Annotated in this window: 14 protein-coding genes; 2 read left to right on the top strand and 12 right to left on the bottom strand. The window is 62.5% G+C overall.

Annotated features, from left to right (window positions below; genetic code table 11):
* Positions 1–8: 8 nt before the first annotated feature.
* From ACQKP1_RS01785 to ACQKP1_RS01750, 8 genes are all read right to left on the bottom strand, one after another.
* Positions 9–803 (bottom strand): lysophospholipid acyltransferase family protein, encoded by a 795-nt coding sequence (locus ACQKP1_RS01785; protein WP_425959012.1) that lies wholly within the window; start codon positions 801–803, stop codon positions 9–11.
* Positions 804–836: 33 nt separating this feature from the next.
* A complete protein-coding gene (locus tag ACQKP1_RS01780) occupies positions 837–1,265 on the bottom strand; it encodes a Fur family transcriptional regulator (RefSeq protein ID WP_006728031.1) in 429 nt (142 codons plus the stop codon).
* Between the two features lie 44 nt (positions 1,266–1,309).
* The gene (locus ACQKP1_RS01775; RefSeq protein ID WP_203019320.1) at positions 1,310–1,807 is read right to left on the bottom strand and encodes a GNAT family N-acetyltransferase; all 498 of its coding nucleotides are present in this window, start codon (positions 1,805–1,807) and stop codon (positions 1,310–1,312) included.
* Position 1,808: 1 nt separating this feature from the next.
* Positions 1,809–2,456, bottom strand: coding sequence for a tRNA (adenosine(37)-N6)-threonylcarbamoyltransferase complex dimerization subunit type 1 TsaB (gene tsaB, locus ACQKP1_RS01770; protein ID WP_427273972.1), 648 nt, complete (start codon positions 2,454–2,456; stop codon positions 1,809–1,811).
* A gap of 21 nt (positions 2,457–2,477) precedes the next feature.
* Entirely contained in the window at positions 2,478–3,041 is a 564-nt protein-coding gene (locus ACQKP1_RS01765) for a NifU family protein (protein ID WP_006724950.1), read from the bottom strand.
* 100 nt (positions 3,042–3,141) lie between these two features.
* Positions 3,142–3,633, bottom strand: a complete 492-nt coding sequence (locus tag ACQKP1_RS01760) for a universal stress protein (RefSeq protein WP_006724951.1) — start codon at positions 3,631–3,633, stop codon at positions 3,142–3,144.
* 73 nt (positions 3,634–3,706) lie between these two features.
* Positions 3,707–4,771, bottom strand: coding sequence for a tryptophan--tRNA ligase (trpS, locus tag ACQKP1_RS01755; protein ID WP_427273971.1), 1,065 nt, complete (start codon positions 4,769–4,771; stop codon positions 3,707–3,709).
* An 80-nt stretch (positions 4,772–4,851) separates the two neighbouring features.
* Positions 4,852–5,280, bottom strand: a complete 429-nt coding sequence (locus ACQKP1_RS01750; protein WP_427273970.1) for a VOC family protein — start codon at positions 5,278–5,280, stop codon at positions 4,852–4,854.
* A gap of 250 nt (positions 5,281–5,530) precedes the next feature.
* Here ACQKP1_RS01750 and ACQKP1_RS01745 point away from each other — a divergent pair, with 250 nt between their 5' ends.
* Positions 5,531–5,950 carry a YcbK family protein gene (locus ACQKP1_RS01745; RefSeq protein ID WP_427273969.1) on the top strand — a complete coding sequence of 140 codons (420 nt, stop codon included), beginning with the start codon at positions 5,531–5,533 and terminating at the stop codon, positions 5,948–5,950.
* On the opposite strand, the gene murJ is transcribed toward ACQKP1_RS01745, so the two are convergent.
* The 3 genes from murJ to mutS all read right to left on the bottom strand — a co-directional run bounded on the left by murJ (position 5,941) and on the right by mutS (position 13,120).
* Entirely contained in the window at positions 5,941–7,551 is a 1,611-nt protein-coding gene (gene murJ / locus ACQKP1_RS01740; protein WP_427273968.1) for a murein biosynthesis integral membrane protein MurJ, read from the bottom strand. The genes ACQKP1_RS01745 and murJ overlap by 10 nt on opposite strands.
* 3 nt (positions 7,552–7,554) lie before the next feature.
* Positions 7,555–10,377, bottom strand: coding sequence for a [protein-PII] uridylyltransferase (locus ACQKP1_RS01735; RefSeq protein WP_203019315.1), 2,823 nt, complete (start codon positions 10,375–10,377; stop codon positions 7,555–7,557).
* 91 nt (positions 10,378–10,468) lie between these two features.
* Complete coding sequence (mutS, locus tag ACQKP1_RS01730; protein ID WP_427276377.1) at positions 10,469–13,120, bottom strand: DNA mismatch repair protein MutS; 2,652 nt, start codon at positions 13,118–13,120, stop codon at positions 10,469–10,471.
* Positions 13,121–13,318: 198 nt separating this feature from the next.
* On the opposite strand from mutS, the gene ACQKP1_RS01725 reads away from it, so the two are divergent.
* A complete protein-coding gene (locus ACQKP1_RS01725; RefSeq protein WP_427273967.1) occupies positions 13,319–15,604 on the top strand; it encodes an NADP-dependent malic enzyme in 2,286 nt (761 codons plus the stop codon).
* Here the strand turns inward: ACQKP1_RS01725 and ACQKP1_RS01720 are convergent.
* Entirely contained in the window at positions 15,601–16,518 is a 918-nt protein-coding gene (locus tag ACQKP1_RS01720) for a LysR substrate-binding domain-containing protein (RefSeq protein ID WP_427273966.1), read from the bottom strand. The genes ACQKP1_RS01725 and ACQKP1_RS01720 overlap by 4 nt on opposite strands.
* Between the last annotated feature and the right edge of the window lie 155 nt (positions 16,519–16,673).

Genomic DNA, 16,673 nt, shown 5'->3' with positions numbered 1-16,673 from the left:
CGCCACGTTCAGCGGCGATGCCGACCGCGCAGATGGGCGAGCAGCAGGGTGCGCAGCTGTTCCTCGATGCGGATGGCAAGCGCCTTGCGGCTGTCGCCTTTCTTGAACTCCACCGTCTCGCCGAAGGTCACGTCGACATCGAGCGCTCCGGCGCGCAAGACGCCCATAAGGTGCTCCATCAGCCCGACATCACCCGGCCAGCCGGCGATCGGACGGTGATAGCGGCCCATGGGCATGCCCTGGACGCGGGTGTAGGCGATCGCGACAGGCTGGACATGCACCACCGCATCCTCTTCATTCGGCAGTGCGGCTGCGGCCGCCCCAAAGAGGGAGGACTTGATGCCGAGGATGCGGTTACCATCCGACGTCGTGCCTTCCGGGAAGAGCACGACGATTTCGCCATCGGCCATGCGGGCTGCGATCTCATTGACTTGGTCGCCGGTTCGGCGCTTTTCTTCCCGCACGACGAAGATGGTTTTCTGCAACCTCGCCAGGAAGCCGAAGACGGGCCAGGAGCCGACCTCGGTCTTGGCGATGAAGGTGACATCGGCGAGCGAGCCGAGGACGAGAATATCCTTCCAGGAGGCGTGATTGGCGGCGATCATCAGCGGACGGCGGGTGTCGAGGGTGCCGTGGACATGCACGCGGATGCCGAGGAACCAGAGGGCCAGCCGATGCCAGCGGCGCGGCAAACGGCGGCGAAGCAGCCAGTCGAAGCGCAGCGCCAACAGCTGGACTGGGATCAGCAGCCCCGAGACCACCAGCAGCACAATGAGATAGAGCCCGACCCTCAGCCAGTTGATCACGCGGGCCTCACTGGCATGGCGGGCATCGGCTTATTTCTCGTCCTTCGACAGCGGAATGCCATAGAGTTCGAGGCGGTGGCCGACGAGGCGGAAACCGTGTTCACGGGCGATCCGCTCCTGGAGCGCTTCGATCTCCGGTGAATGAAATTCGACGACGGTACCGGTCTTCAGATCGATCAGGTGATCATGATGTTCTTCCGGAACGGTCTCATAGCGAGAGCGGCCGTCACGGAAATCGTGCCGCTCGATGATGCCGGCATCTTCGAAGAGTTTGACGGTGCGGTAGACCGTCGAGATCGAGATCTTGGCGTCGATCTTGGAGGAGCGACGATAGAGCTCCTCGACATCCGGGTGATCGTCGGATTCTTCGAGGATGCGAGCGATGACGCGGCGCTGCTCGGTCATGCGCATGCCCCGCTCGGCACACAGCGCTTCCAACGATTTCAGGGCGTCATTCATGGTGTCAGCATATCCGCAGAAGGTCGGTTCGTCCAACCGACCGGTTAGCGAAGATCACGGCGCATGACAAGCGCGGAGGACCGGCGACCGTTTTCGTCGGTGTAATAGGCCGGGCGTTCGCCGGCCTTCTCGAAGCCGAGCTTGCGGTAAAGCCCAAGGGCTGCGTGGTTACCATCATCGACTTCCAGGAACATGGATTCACCACCCCGCGACTTCGCTTCGCGCAGTGCCGCCTGCATCAGCCGCCAGCCGAGGCCGAAGCGGGCGACCTTGTCGCTCACCGCAATCGTCAGGATTTCTGCCTCGCCGGCGACCTCGCGCGCCAGCACGAATCCCGCGAGCGGGGCCTTGAAGATCAGCGTATTGGTCTGCCAGGCGGCAAAGCCGAAGGTGTTGGGCTGCAGAAGCAAGCTCAGGAACTCGCCATCGCCCCAGGCTCTCGGGAAGCGCTGGCCATGCAGCTCGGAGACTGCGTGGCAGTGTTCGGAGATCATGGGGACAATTTCGAACTCAGGCTGGCGGTAGAACAGGCTGTCGCGCATGTCAGGCTCTCGATACGGCAAACCCGGTCTGCGGTTTGGCATCCGGTCCACGTAGATAGAGCGGCTTCGGCTTGCCCTGGGCTTTCGCTAATGAAGCAAGACGTGCGACGATCTCGATCGGATAGTGATCGGGCGCGGTTTCGGCCTCTCGGTCGGCAACGAGCGCCGAGGCGGAACCCACAAGTACCGTGTCTGGTGCGGCTGCACGGGCGAGATAGTCGTCAAGCTCGAGCAGCAGCGGCTCCCCCTCAGGCTCACCTCCGGCAAAGGCCTGGGCATAGACTTCATCGCGATGGGCATTGATGGCGGCAAGAACGGATTTGTCGCGTTCGGCTGCGGTTTGCGCCAGCACCTCCAGTGTCGAGACCCCCACACACTCCACCCCAAGCGCCAGCGCGAGGCCACGGGCGGAGGCAACACCAACACGGATGCCGGTGAAGGAGCCGGGGCCAACGGTCACGCCAATGCGCTCGATGTTGGTCAGCGACAGCCTCGCTTCGGCCAGCGCCTCGTCGATCATCGCCATCAACCGTTCGGCATGGCCACGCCCGATCGTTTCGCTGACGCGCCCCAGAACCTTGCCTGTATCGGAATCAAAAACGGCGGCTGCGCAGTCCACACCCGCCGTGTCGATCGCAAGAACGATCATCTCGTCTCCAGTCCGGTCCAATCAGACCGCTTCGACTTCCTGCACTTCCGGAACGAAGTGGCGCAGCAGGTTCTGCACGCCATGCTTCAGGGTCGCCGTCGAGGACGGGCAGCCGGCGCAGGAGCCCTTCATGTTGAGGAAGACCTTGCCGTCCTTGAAACCGCGGAAGGTGATGTCGCCGCCATCCTGGGCGACGGCGGGGCGGACGCGGGTCTCGAGCAGTTCCTTGATGGTCGCTACGATCGTCTCGTCGCCGGCATCGAAGAATTCCTCATCGGTGTCGGTCTGTGCCGATGTCGAAGCCGTTCCCATGACCGGTGCGCCGCTCATGAAATGCTCCATGATCGTGCCGAGGATTGCCGGCTTCAGGTGGTGCCATTCCGGACCGTCTTTGGAGACGGTGACGAAATCGTAGCCAAAGAAGACGCCGGTCACGCCCGGGATCGCGAAGATGCGCGCCGCAAGCGGAGAAGCGCTCGCGCTGCCGGCATCGCGGAACTCGGCGGTGCCGGTTTCCATGACCACCTTGCCGGGCAAGAATTTCAGGGTCGCCGGGTTCGGCGTGGCTTCGGTCTGGATGAACATAATGGCCTCCGGGCGGTGAATGCACCGCTAAAGATTAGAATGTTTCAAAAATAGACCCTGCAGGCTCCATCTTCAAGACGTGATCGGCAGGATGCTCAAATTAGCAAAGCGCGTCGATTTCCTCATTGGTCAGCGTATCCGGCAGGACCGTGACCGGGATCGGGAAAGCGGCAGCCCGGCCGGCGATCATCGAGACCAGAGGGCCCGGACCTTCCTTGGTCGAGCCGGCCGCGAGGACGAGGATCGCGATGTCGCGGTCTTCTTCGATCAGACTGTTGATCTCGGGATAGGCGCTTCCCTCGCGGATGATAAGCTCAGGCTCGATGCCGATGGTGTCGCGCACGGTCTGGGCAGCCTTCGCCATGATGGCTTCCGCCTCTTCCCGGGCCTCCGCCCGCATGATCTCCTCGACGCCCAGCCACTGCTGGAAGTCGCCTTCCGGGATCACGTAGATCAGCACCAGTCCGCCATTGGAATTCTTGGCGCGGCGGCCGGCATAGTGGACCGCGCGCGAGCATTCCGGGGTGTTGTCGATCACCGCCATGAACTTGCGGCGGTGACCTTCAAGACGTGACAGACGCGTTGAAACCATAAAGAACCCCGCCGCCGGACCGATGACATGTGACGCGGGCGGGCTCCGGGCGGACCCGCCAGCGACCGAGACCTTATCGCACGAAGCCGATGATGTCGCGGACTTCGTTCATGGTCTTTTCGGCGCGGGTGCGGGCACGCTCGCCGCCGTCGCGCAGGACCGCATCGATGTGACCGGGGTCTTCCATCAGGCGGCGCATCTCGGCATTGATCGGGCCGAGTGCCGCGACCGCCAGATCGATCAGTGCCGGCTTGAAGACGGAGAACTGCTGGCCGCCGAACTCGGAAAGCACATCGGCCTTCGACTTGTCGGCAAGGGCTGCGAAGATGCCGACGAGGTTGTCGGCTTCGGGACGGCCTTTGAGGCCTTCCGTCTCGCTCGGCAATGCATCCGGATCGGTCTTGGCCTTGCGGATCTTCTTGGAGATCGCGTCCTGGTCATCCATCAGGTTGATGCGCGACAGATCAGACGGATCCGACTTCGACATCTTCTTGGTGCCGTCCTTGAGGCTCATGACGCGGGGCGCCGGGCCATCGATCAGCGGCTCAACCATCGGGAAATAAGCATGCACCGGCTCTTCGCCGACTTTGATGTCGATGCCGAGACCGGTCGGCTTGATTTTGTCATGGAAGTCCAGGTTGAACTTCATGGCGATGTCGCGGGCGAGCTCCAGATGCTGCTTCTGGTCTTCACCAACCGGCACATGGGTCGCGCGGTAGACGAGAATGTCTGCGGCCATCAGGCTCGGATAGGCGTAGAGACCGAGCGAGGCCTGCTCGCGGTCCTTGCCGGCCTTGTCCTTGAACTGCGTCATGCGGTTCATCCAGCCGATGCGGGCGACGCAATTAAAGATCCAGGCGAGTTCCGCATGCTGCGGCACCTGGGACTGGTTGAAGACGATGTGCTTCTTCGGGTCGATGCCGGCCGCGAGGAAGGCGGCCGTGATCGAGCGGATCTGGGTCGCCATGTCCTCGTGGACGAGCTGGGCCGTCAGCGCATGCAGATCGACGACGCAGTAGATGCAGTCGTTGTTTTCCTGGAGCGCGACGAACTTTCTGATGGCACCGAGGTAGTTTCCGAGATGGAGATTGCCGGTCGGCTGAACGCCGGAGAAAACCAGCGGCTTGAACTCAGTCATAATAATCCTCAACAGGCTGGTGGAGGGCCCGATCCTCTGATCGTGTCGGTCACGGCTTATGCACGGCGGACCGGGCGCAATCAAGCGCTCACTTCGGCGGACAAGGAAGGCTCTGCTGGCGCCGGCTCGATCAGGTCCCAGAGATTGCCATAGAGATCCTGGAAGACGGCGACGGTTCCATAGACCTCACGACGGGGAGCCTCCTTGAACACGACACCCGCCTTCACGAAGCGCGCATGGTCGCGGGCAAAATCATCCGTTTTCAGGAAGAAGCCGACGCGACCGCCGGTCTGGTTGCCGATTGCTGCACGCTGGGCATCGTTCGACGCCTCAGCGAGCAGAAGAGAAGCGCCTGCGGCACCTGCCGGACGGACCACCAGCCAGCGTTTACCGTCCGGCATTTGAGCGTCCTCCAGGCACTCGAAGCCGAGGGCACTGCAATAGAAGGCCTTGGCCCGATCATAGGAGTCCACGACCAGGCTGACGAGAAAGAGGCTGTTTCCGCTCATGAAATCGCACTTTTGGTTTGATGTGTGATGAAGACGCCCTCGATGTCACGCATAGGGAAATTTCCTCCCAGAAACGAGGGGTTTAGGGAATGAATTCGCGACGTGCCAAGACCGCGATTCGCGCGCTGACGCGAGCTCGAGAAGCAGAAACGAGCAAAGCGCACCAAATTTGACACATTTCGGGGAATAAAAACCCGCCGAAAGCGATCTGGATCGCTCCAAAGAACAATCCCATTCCAGAAGGTCATTCATGCGCACTTTGTTTCGCGTCGCGCTCGGCTGCGTTCTTTCGCTCTGTCTCCTCTCCCCCGTCCAGGCCGTGGAGAAGAAGAAGCGGCACTTTTTCATGAAGCACGATACTGCTGTCGCCTACACGCTGCAGCGGGTCAGCGTCAAAGACAACTGCTTTCCCGACGAATTGAAAGCGATCCTTGCTCATATCGCCAAGCAGACCGGCAAGACGCCGGTCGTGACCTCCGGCCACCGCCCGCGCTCGGGCCGCTCGCAGCACAGCCATTGTTTTGCAGCGGACATTCGCGTGCCCGGCGTGCCCGAGAAGAAGATCGTTGCCGCCGCCCGCAGCGCGCCCGGCATCGGCGGCATCGGGCGCTACTGCAACGGCATCGTGCATGTCGATATCGGCCCGAAGCGGACCTGGACTTACTGCTGATCCGGATCGGATGCGGTCGTTGCGGCCTCGTCAGCCGTTTTCTTCCTGCGCTTGAGGCTGCGGCGGACCAGGCGCCAGTCCGCGCCGCCGATCAGAAAGGCGATGCCGAAATAGACCGGCATGGCGATTGCAATCAGCCCACCCAGCGCCAGCAACTGCTCGAAGAGCGGGCTTGATGGTGAAAGCCAGTCAGCCCAGCGATCGGAGAGATAGACGAGCAGGCCGGCCATAATGGCGGAGGCGATCATCAGACGCAGGGTCCGCGTCACAAGCGGCCACTCGAAAATGAGGTGGCCCCGCCACAGCAGCACCGAAAACAAGAGGATGGTGTTGGTCCAGCCGGCAGCGGCCTCGGCCATGGCGATGCCGCTCTCCTCGAAGATCGGGAAGAGCGTGATGGCAAGCCCCGTGTTGAGCGCGACCGACACCATGGTGAAACGCATCGGCGTCTTGGTGTCTTCGCGGGCGTAATAGCCCGGCTGGAGCGCCTTGATCAGCACGAAGCCCGGCAGGCCGATGCCATAGATCGCGAGGATCGACGCAACCACGGCGGTATTCTGCTCGGAAAAAGCGCCGCGCTCGTAGAGCACCCGGATGATTTCATCTGACAGTACCCAGATGGCGGCAGCGGCTGGCAGGGTGAGGAAGAGGACGAATTCGATCGAGCGGTTCTGGAGATTGCCCGCCTCCTTCATATGGCCGCCCTTCAAGGCCCGGGCGAGTTCGGGCAGCAGCACGACGGCAACGGCGACCCCGACGACCCCGAGCGGCAACTGATATATACGATCGGCATATTGCAGGGCCGAAATCGCGCCCTCCTTGGTCGAGGCGATGGCCTGGCCGATCAGCTGATTGATCTGGGTGATGCCGCCGGTGATCGCCGCGGGTACGGCCAGCATCAGCAGACGCTTCACGTTCGGGGTAAATCGCGGACGCTTGAAGCCGATCCGGATGCCGGCATTGCGCACGCCGATATAGACCACGGCCATCTGCAAAAGGCCGGCCCCCAGCACGGACCAGGACAAAGCCCAGGCGGTCGCGGCGGGATCAGCCCCCGTCCATAGCGCCCAGCCAAGCGCACCGATCATCAAGATATTGAGGAAGACGGGCGCAATGGCGGCGGCAAAGAAGTGATGCAGCGAATTCAGCATGCCGCTCAGCATGGCCGTCAGCGACATGCACATGAGATAGGGGAACATGACGATCGCGAGGCGGACCGTCAGGTCAAACTTTTCCGGGTCGTTGGCAAAGCCCGGCGCGATGATCCACTGGACCAGCAGCGGCATCGACAGCTGCATGCCTATCGTCAGGATCAGAAGGACAGAAAAGAGAACTCCGAAGACCTCTTCGGAAAAACGCTTGGCGCCATCAATGCCATTCGCCTCGATTTCCTTGGCAAAGAGCGGTACGAAGGCGGCGTTGAACGCTCCTTCGGCAAAAAGGCGGCGGAATAGATTGGGGAAGCGGAAGGCGGCGTAGAAGACGTCAGCGACCGGACCGGTCCCGAGTGCCGCGGCCATCAGGGTTTCGCGCGCAAAGCCGAAGATGCGGCTGCCGAGCGTCGCACCACCGACCGTCATGAATTTCTTGACGAGGCTCATGTCTCAGGCCCGTGCCTTCTTCGGCACCGCAGCTGCCCGTGGCGGCGCGATGATGCCGGAGGGCATGTTGTCCTTGAGCTCGTCGGGCTGCTCGGTCATCACGGGCTTCAGGCGGTTGGCAATGTTGACCTGCCTGTTCTCGTTGGTCACCTTCTGTCCGACGAGATCGGTGACATAGAAGGTATCGATGACCTTTTCCCCGAAGGTGGTGATTCGGGCCGAATGGATGTCGAGAGACAGGTCCGACAGAACCGCTGTGATTTCAGCGAGAAGACCGATGCGGTCGAGGCATTCCACCTCGATGACGGTGAACTTGTTTGACAGCGCATTGGAGATGCGGACATCCGGCTGGACCGGAAAGGTCTTGTTGCGCTTCTTGCCCTTCGTGCGCGTGGCGATGACCTCTGGCAGGCGTTTGCGGCCCGACAGCACGTCCTCGATCATCTTGCCGATGGTGGCCGCGCGGCGGGTTTCGTCCTCGTCGATCGGAAATTCCCGGTTGATCAGGATCGTATCCAGCGCGCGGCCGTCCGATGTCGTGAAGATCTGAGCGTCGGCGATGTTGGCGCCGGCTGCGGCACAAGCGCCGGCAATGATCGACAAGAGACGCGGATGGTCGGGCGAGAGCACCGTGATCTCGGTGATCGCGTGGAACTGGTGGGTGCGCACCATGGTCGCCAGCGCCTGACCCGACTTATCGGTCTGGCGGATGAAATGGGCGTGACGGATCTGGTCCTCGAGGTCGACCGAAAGCAGGTAGGGCTCATAGTGGAGCTTAGTGTAGGTGCGCTGATCCTTCTGGCTCCAGCCTTCGAGCGCCTGACTGAGCTGCTCGGCGGCATGCTTGGCGCGCTCCTTGCGCGAGACCTGCGAGAAGCCACCTGAGAGGAGAAGCTCGGTCTCGTAATAGAGCGTGCGCAGGAGCTGGCCCTTCCAGCCGTTCCAGACGCCGGGCCCCACCGCACGGATGTCGCAGATGGTGAGCACCAGCAGCATCTTCAGGCGGTCGAGCGACTGCACCTTCTCGGCAAAATCGGTGATCGTCTTGCGGTCGTGCAGGTCGCGGGTCTGGGCGACCATCGACATCAGGAGATGCTGGTCGATCAGCCAGGCGACCATCTCGGTCTGCTTGGCCGAGAGGCCGAGACGCGGGCAGAGCTTGCGGGCGACCTTGGCGCCGGCGATCGAGTGATCCTCCTGCCGGCCCTTGGCGATGTCGTGCAAGAGGACCGCAACATAGAGTGTCTGGCGATCCTCGATTTCCGGCATGATCTTGTTGGCGAGCGGATGGATCTCCTCCGCCTTGCCCTTGTCGATCTCGGAGAGAACCTCCAGCGTGCGGATCAAGTGCTCGTCGACCGTGTAGTGATGATACATGTTGAACTGCATCATCGAGACGATCTTGCCGAATTCCGGCATGAAACGCCCGAGCACGCCGGCCTCGTTCATGCGCCGCAGGATGAAACCCGGATCCCTGCGCGAAGTCAGGATCGACAGAAAGAGGCGGTTTGCCTCCTCGCTTTCGCGGAACTCGTTGTTGATCAGCGACAGCGAGCGTGTGACGGCCTTCAAAGCGTCGGGATGGAATTCGAGCCCGTTCAGATCCGCCACGTGGAAGAGGCGCATGATCGACATCGGGTCCTTCTTGAAGACACCGGGATCGGCGAGCGCAATGCGGCCGCGATCGTCGATGAATTCGCTGGCACCGGGGATCTTGCGCGGGCGGTTGGCGAAGCGGCCGATCATGCCGCCGATACCGGGTGCGGCCTTGGCCTGCTGATCTTCAAGCGCTGCTGCAAAGATGCGGGTCAGGTCGCCGACATCCTTTGCCACCAGGAAGTAGTGCTTCATGAAGCGTTCGACGGCGGAAAGCCCCGGGCGCGCCTGATAGCCGAGGCTTTTGGCGATCTCCGGCTGGATATCGAAATACAGGCGCTCTTCCGGCTTGCCGGTCAGATAGTGCATGTGGCAGCGAACTGCCCAGAGGAAATCGTCGGCCTTTTGGAAAAGGCGCCATTCGTGACGGGAGAGAACGCCAAGACGGACCAATTCGCCGGTATCGCGGACGTGGTAGTTGTATTTGGCGATCCAGAAGAGGGTCTGCAGATCACGTAAGCCCCCCTTGCCTTCCTTGACATTGGGTTCGACGAGGTAGCGGCTGTCGCCGGCCTTGCGGTGACGCTCGTCACGCTCCGCGAGCTTTGCGGCAATAAACTCCGGCGCGGTACCCGTCGTCACTTCCTGATCGAATCGGCGCTGCAGCTCGGTGACCAGAGCCTCATCGCCGCAGATATGGCGGGTTTCGAGGATCGCGGTCCGAATGGTCATGTCCGTGGTCGACAGCCGGATGCATTCCTCCACCGTGCGGGTGGCGTGGCCGACCTTGAAGCCGACATCCCAGAGCAGATAGAGGACGAATTCGACCGCCTTGTGCATGGCGGGACCGGCCTTCTGCGGCAGCAGGAAAAGCAGGTCGATGTCGGAGCCCGGCGCAAGGGTTCCGCGGCCGTAACCGCCGACGGCCGCGACAGCCAGACCGTTCGCGTCTTTCGGATAGACATGGGTGCGAGCGAAATCGAAGATCACCGAGATCAGCTGGTCCTGGATCCAGGAGATGCGGTTTGCGCAGTTGAGGCCACTGCCATCTTCGAAGAGCTTCAGCCGCGCCTGTTCGCGAGCCTCGGCAGAGGCCTTCTTCAGGATCGGCAAAAGCTTGGAGCGGGTCTCCAGCATATTGCCGCATCCCGCCTCTGCGATGGTCTTGCAGGACGCACGGAGCGCGTCGATGTCGAGGAGATCGTCGAAGGCAAGCTCTGCAGTGGCCATGGGCGCGGCATCATCTCTTGGGACCGGGGAATCAACCGGAATGGGTGGCGCTATAGCGCTTTTCGGGCGCGATTGACAGGCACTCTACCGGTCAAGGCTTGCCAAGTTGTTTCTTCAGATCATAGAGCGCATCCAGCGCCTGGCGAGGCGTGAGGTCGTCAAGATCGAGTGAGCGCAGGGCCTCCTCGACTTTCGACGGGCCAGATTTCTGGATCTCCTCGCGGCGCACGGCGACCTGGAAAAGCGGCAGGTCATCGATCAGCTGGGCGGCCGGGTTTTTGCGGTCGCTGTCTTCGAGGCGGGTCAGAACTTCCCGGGCGCGGGCAACGACGGCCGCCGGCAAGCCGGCGAGACGGGCGACCTGGATGCCGTAGGAGCGATCGGCAGAGCCTGGGCCGACCTCATGCAGGAAGATGACGTCGCCGTCCCATTCCTTGACCCGCATTGTGACATTCGACATGCGGGCGAGCTTCTCCGACAGCGCCGTCAGCTCATGGAAGTGCGTAGCGAACAGCGAGCGGCAGCGGTTTGCCTCATGCAGGTGCTCGACGGCGGCCCAGGCGATGGAGAGGCCGTCGAAGGTGGCCGTGCCGCGACCGATTTCGTCGAGAATGACCAGCGAGCGGTCGGTCGCCTGGTTGAGGATGGCCGCCGTCTCTACCATCTCGACCATGAAGGTGGAGCGGCCACGGGCCAAATCATCGGAGGCGCCAACGCGGGAGAAGAGCCGATCGACGATCCCGATATGGGCGGCACCAGCCGGCACGAACGAGCCCATCTGAGCCAGAATGGCGATCAGCGCGTTCTGACGCAGGAAGGTCGACTTACCGCCCATGTTGGGACCTGTCAGCAACCAGATGGCGCCGGGGCCTTTGGTATCGTTGGGAGAGAGATCGCAGTCATTCGCGATGAAGGGGCTGGCGGCCTGACGGCGCAGCGCCTGCTCGACGACCGGATGGCGTCCGGCGGTGATGGCGAACATTCTCGAGTCATCGATGAGCGGGCGGCAATAGCCCTGCTCTTCCGCCAAAGCCGCAAGGCCGGCCGCGACGTCGATCACGGCGAGTGCCCTGGCAGCGGCCTTGATGGGTTCGGCAGCAGCGACGACCTGGCTCACCATCTGGTCGAAGGCTGCGAGCTCCAGCGACAGAGCCTGACCGGCAGCATTCGCAATGCGGCTTTCGAGGTCGGCAAGCTCGGTTGTGGTGAAGCGCATGGCGTTGGCCATGGTCTGGCGATGGATGAAGCGAGACTTGGCCTCGTCGCCTTCGGTCATCGGGCCGGCATTGCCGGCGGTTACCTCGATGAAATAGCCGAGCACATTGTTGTGCTTGATCTTCAGCGACTTGATGCCGGTTTCCTCGGCATATTGCAGCTGGAGGCCGGCGATGACGCGGCGGGACTGGTCGCGCAGAGCCCTGAGTTCGTCGAGTTCCGGGATCGCGCCGTCGCGCAGGAAACCGCCGTCGCGCTTCAGGAGCGGCAGTTCGTCGGCAAGCATTGCCGCGAGGCTGGAGCCAAGATCGGCAGGTAGCGCCGCGAGATCAGCAAGAGCCTCAGACAGTTCCGTCGGCAAGTTGGACGGATCGAGCAGTCGGCCAACCTCGGCAGAGGCTGCGAGACCGGCGACGATGGCGCCGAGGTCACGCGGGCCGCCGCGATCGAGCGCCAAACGGGAGAGCGCGCGCGGCATGTCGGGCACGCGCTTCATGGCGTCGCGGAGGCGGTCGACGAGCAGACCATCGGACAAGAGATGAGCGATCGAGTCCTGGCGGTCGGCGATGGCTACCGGGTCCGTCAACGGCGACATCAGGCGCTCTGCCAGCAGACGCGCGCCGCCACCTGTCACGGTGCGATCGATGGCCTTAAGGAGCGAACCGTTGCGGTCGCCGGACAGCGTCTTCACCAGTTCGAGATTGGCGCGCGTGGCGGGATCGATGAAGAGGGTGGACGCCGCATTCTGCCGTTCCGGCAGACCGAGCGGCGGGCGCTCGGAGATCTGGGTCTTTTCGACATAGGCGACGGCGGCAGCGGCCGCGGCGATTTCGGCGCGGGAGAAGGCGCCGAAACCATCCAGCGTTCCTACGCCGAAATAGCGGGCGATCCGACCTTCGGCGCTGGCGCTGTCAAAGAGCACGGCGGGTTGCGGCACGACCACACGGCCGAGCACGTCGAAGGCGGGCTTCAGTTCCTCGTCGTGGAAAAGCGTATCGGGCACGATCAGTTCGCGCGGCTCAATGCGCAGGATGTCGGCGAGCAGGCGCGTCTCTGTCGTCTCCGCGAGGCGGAAGATGCCCGTGGAGATATCGATCCAGGCGAGTGCCAGCTGCGGGGCGGAGCTGCCCCGGATCCGCGCGAGCGCCATCAGATAGTTGGATTCGAAGGGCGAAAGGAGCTTGTCCTCGGTAATCGTGCCCGGCGTGACGAGGCGCACTACGTCACGCTTTACGACCGACTTCGAGCCGCGCTTCTTGGCTTCGGCGGGGTCTTCGATCTGCTCGCAGACGGCAACGCGGAAGCCGAGCGAGATCAGTTTCTGCAGGTAATCATCCGCTGCATGTACCGGCACGCCGCACATGGGGATGTCCTGGCCGAGATGCTGGCCACGCTTGGTTAACGTGATGCCGAGCGCGCGCGACGCATCGACGGCATCCTCGAAGAAGAGCTCGTAGAAATCGCCCATGCGATAAAAGAGCAGGCTGCCTGGGTTGGCTGCCTTGATCTCGATGAATTGCTCCATCATCGGAGTGGCCGTCGCGCGGCTCTCCTCCGAGGTCAGCTCGGCGACGTTCAGGACATCACTTTGGGTGGCTTGATATAGCGTCACGGGCTCAATGTTTTCTTGAAAAGGAAGTCGTGCAACACTAACGACTTAAGGCGAGGAAAAACAACCAGGATGGGCCGGCGATCGCCCGCTGCCCACAACAAGGTGAGGGGAAGCATGGCAAACGAGAAGACACCCGGCCGGACGAAAGTCTCGGTGACGGAACAGGAAGCGCTGGACTTTCACTCCCAGGGCCGCCCCGGCAAGCTCGAGATCACCCCAACCAAGGCGATGGCAACTCAGCGCGACCTGTCGCTCGCCTATTCCCCCGGCGTCGCGGTGCCCGTGAAGGCGATCGCCGCCGATCCGGCCACGGCTTACGACTACACCACGCGCGGCAACATGGTCGCGGTCATCTCCAACGGTACGGCAATCCTTGGCCTCGGCAATCTCGGGGCACTCGCCTCCAAGCCGGTCATGGAAGGCAAGTCGGTTCTCTTCAAGCGCTTCGCCGATGTCGATTCGATCGATCTCGAGGTCGACACCGAAAATGTCGACGAGTTCATCAACTGTGTTCGCTATCTCGGCCCCTCCTTTGGCGGCATCAACCTCGAAGACATCAAGGCGCCCGACTGCTTCATCATCGAAAGCCGGCTGCGCGAGCTGATGGACATTCCTGTTTTCCATGACGACCAGCACGGGACTGCGATCATCGCGGCGGCTGGCCTCATCAACGCGCTAGAACTGACGGGCCGCGACTTCAAGACGACGAAGCTCGTCTGCAACGGCGCCGGGGCTGCGGCCATTGCCTGCATCGAGCTCATCAAGGCGATGGGCTTCAATGGCGAGAACATCATCCTCTGCGACACCAAGGGCGTGATCTATCAGGGCCGCACCGAAGGCATGAACCAGTGGAAGTCGGCGCATGCGGTCAAGACCGATCGGCGATCGCTGAAGGAAGCCATGGTCGGCGCTGATGTGGTCTTCGGATTATCGCAGAAGGGTGCCTTGTCCTCGGACATGATCGCCTCGATGGCGGACAACCCGATCATCTTTGCCATGGCCAATCCGGACCCGGAAATCACACCCGAGGAGGTCGCTGCCATCCGCTCCGACGCGATCATGGCGACAGGACGTTCGGACTATCCGAACCAGGTGAACAATGTTCTGGGTTTCCCTTACATATTCCGCGGTGCGCTCGATGTGCGTGCCAGCCAGATCAACGATGCCATGAAGATCGCCGCTGTCCGGGCGCTCGCCGATCTCGCGCGCGAGGATGTGCCTGACGATGTGGCAGCCGCCTATCAGGGCGAGCGGCCGCGCTTTGGACCGCAATACATCATCCCCGTGCCCTTCGATCCGCGCCTGATCTCGGCGATCCCGGTCGCCGTCGCCAAGGCTGCGATGGAAAGCGGCGTGGCACGCAGGGAAATCGAGGATCTCGGCGCCTATGCGCATGAGCTTTCCGCCCGCCGCGACCCGATCGCTGCCGCCACGCAGCGTATCTACGAACATGTGCGTAGCCATCCGAAGCGCGTCGTCTTTGCCGAAGGTGAAGAGGAGCAGGTCATGCGTGCGGCGATCTCGTTTGCCAATCTCGGCCTCGGCACCGCCATCCTGCTCGGCCGCGACGAGCCGCTCAAGGCGACGGCCGAGCGGGCCGGGATCGATCTCCACCGTCCCGGCATCGAGGTGGTCAATGCCCGCATGTCGACGCGCGTCGAGGCCTATACCGAATATCTCTATGCCCGCCTGCAGCGGAAGGGCTACCTGCATCGCGATGCGCAGCGGCTGATCAATACCGACCGTAACCACTTCGCCGCCTGCATGGTGGCGCTGGGCGATGCGGATGCGATGGTGACCGGCACGACGCGCAACTATTCCACCGCGCTTGAAGACGTGCGTCGCTGCATCGACACGGCACCCGGCCACCGGGTCATCGGCGTGTCGCTGGCTCTGGCGCGTGGCCGCACGATCGTCGTGGCAGACACCGCCGTGCACGACATGCCGACGGCGGATGAGCTGGCGGATATCGCGGAAGAAGCAGCCGGCGTCGCACACCGGCTCGGACTGGAGCCGCGCGTGGCGCTGCTAGCCTACTCCACCTTCGGGCATCCGACCGGCGAGCGTTCGGAGCGGGTGCGCGAGGCGGTGAAGATCCTCGACCGGCGCGGCGTATCCTTTGAGTACGACGGGGAGATGGGCGCGGACATCGCGCTCAACCATCACCGCATGGAGCAGTATCCGTTCTGCCGCCTCTCGGGCACGGCCAATGTGCTGGTCATGCCGGCGATCCATTCTGCGGCAATCTCGACCAAGATGCTGCAGGAACTGGGCGGCCTGACCGTGATGGGGCCACTGCTCATTGGCCTCGAAAAGTCGGTACAGATCGCCCAGATGGGCGCAAAAGACAGCGACATCGTAAACATGGCGGCGATCGCGGCCTATAACGCCGCGGGTTAAGCGAAGACCGGAGCGGCTTTTGCGAGCCGCTCCATGTCGTCCTCGATTTCGCGCTTCAGCCAGCGCTTGAACTTTTCCACCTTGTCGGAACGTCGAGCATTCTCTGATATCCCGAAGTAATGGCCGAAGCCGGTTTTGACCGCCGGACCAAAGGGCGCGACGAGCTGGCCGTGCTGCAGCTGATGCGACGCGATGGTCTGCCAGGCCAGCATCACCCCCTGCCCTGCAATTGTCGCATCGAGGCAGAGCGAGGCCTCGCTGAAGGTGTGGCGGGCCTTGATCTCCGCACCCTCAAGACCCACCGCGGAAAGCCAGACATCCCAGGTAAACATGGCCCTGCCATCGATGACCTTCGGTAGGTCGAGGATGTCGGCGGGCTCGCGCAGCTTTTCGGCCATGGCCGGGGTGCAGAGCGGGGCGACCCGTTGCTCCAGGATGAGTTCGGCCTTGAAACCCGGCCAATGGCCGCGTCCCACACGAATTCTGACATCCACATCCGTCTGAGTGGCATCGGTCAGGCGGTCATTGGCGTCGATGCGAAGGCCGATTTCCGGGAAGCGCTCGGAAAAGTCTGCAATTCGATGCACGAGCCAGCGGGCGGCAAAGACCGGGGCGACCGAAATGGTCAGCAGGCTGTCGTCGGTCCGCTTCGCCAGATCCACGGCGTCAGAGAGATGACGCATGCCATTGGCAAGGCGGGCCAGAATGTCATCGGCCGTTTCCACCGGGACCATGCCACGGCTCGTGCGCTCGAAAAGCAGGCGGCCGAGCTGCTGTTCGGTCTTGATGACCTGCTGGCTGACTGCACCGATGGAGACGCCTAGCTCGTCGGCCGCCGCTTGGAGCGAGCCGAGGCGGGCGACGGCTTCGACGGCGCGCAGACCGTTCAGATGCACCTGATTGAGGTTTCTCATATAGGAAAGCTATAGCCACCAGCGGTAAAACTCAATTGAATTGAGGATCCCGAAAGCAGAGAAACAGGCAATACGGAACTGATCACGCCATTCATTCGGCGCAGGGAGGGACTTACATGCTCAAGCTTTCCTGGATGAGACCACGTAGCCGACGG

The sequence above is a fragment of the Allorhizobium sp. NPDC080224 genome, from assembly GCF_050281005.1.
GTDB lineage: Bacteria > Pseudomonadota > Alphaproteobacteria > Rhizobiales > Rhizobiaceae > Allorhizobium.
The sequence above is the reverse complement of the archived record's forward strand: the minus strand, read 5'-3'. Positions and strand labels throughout refer to the sequence as shown.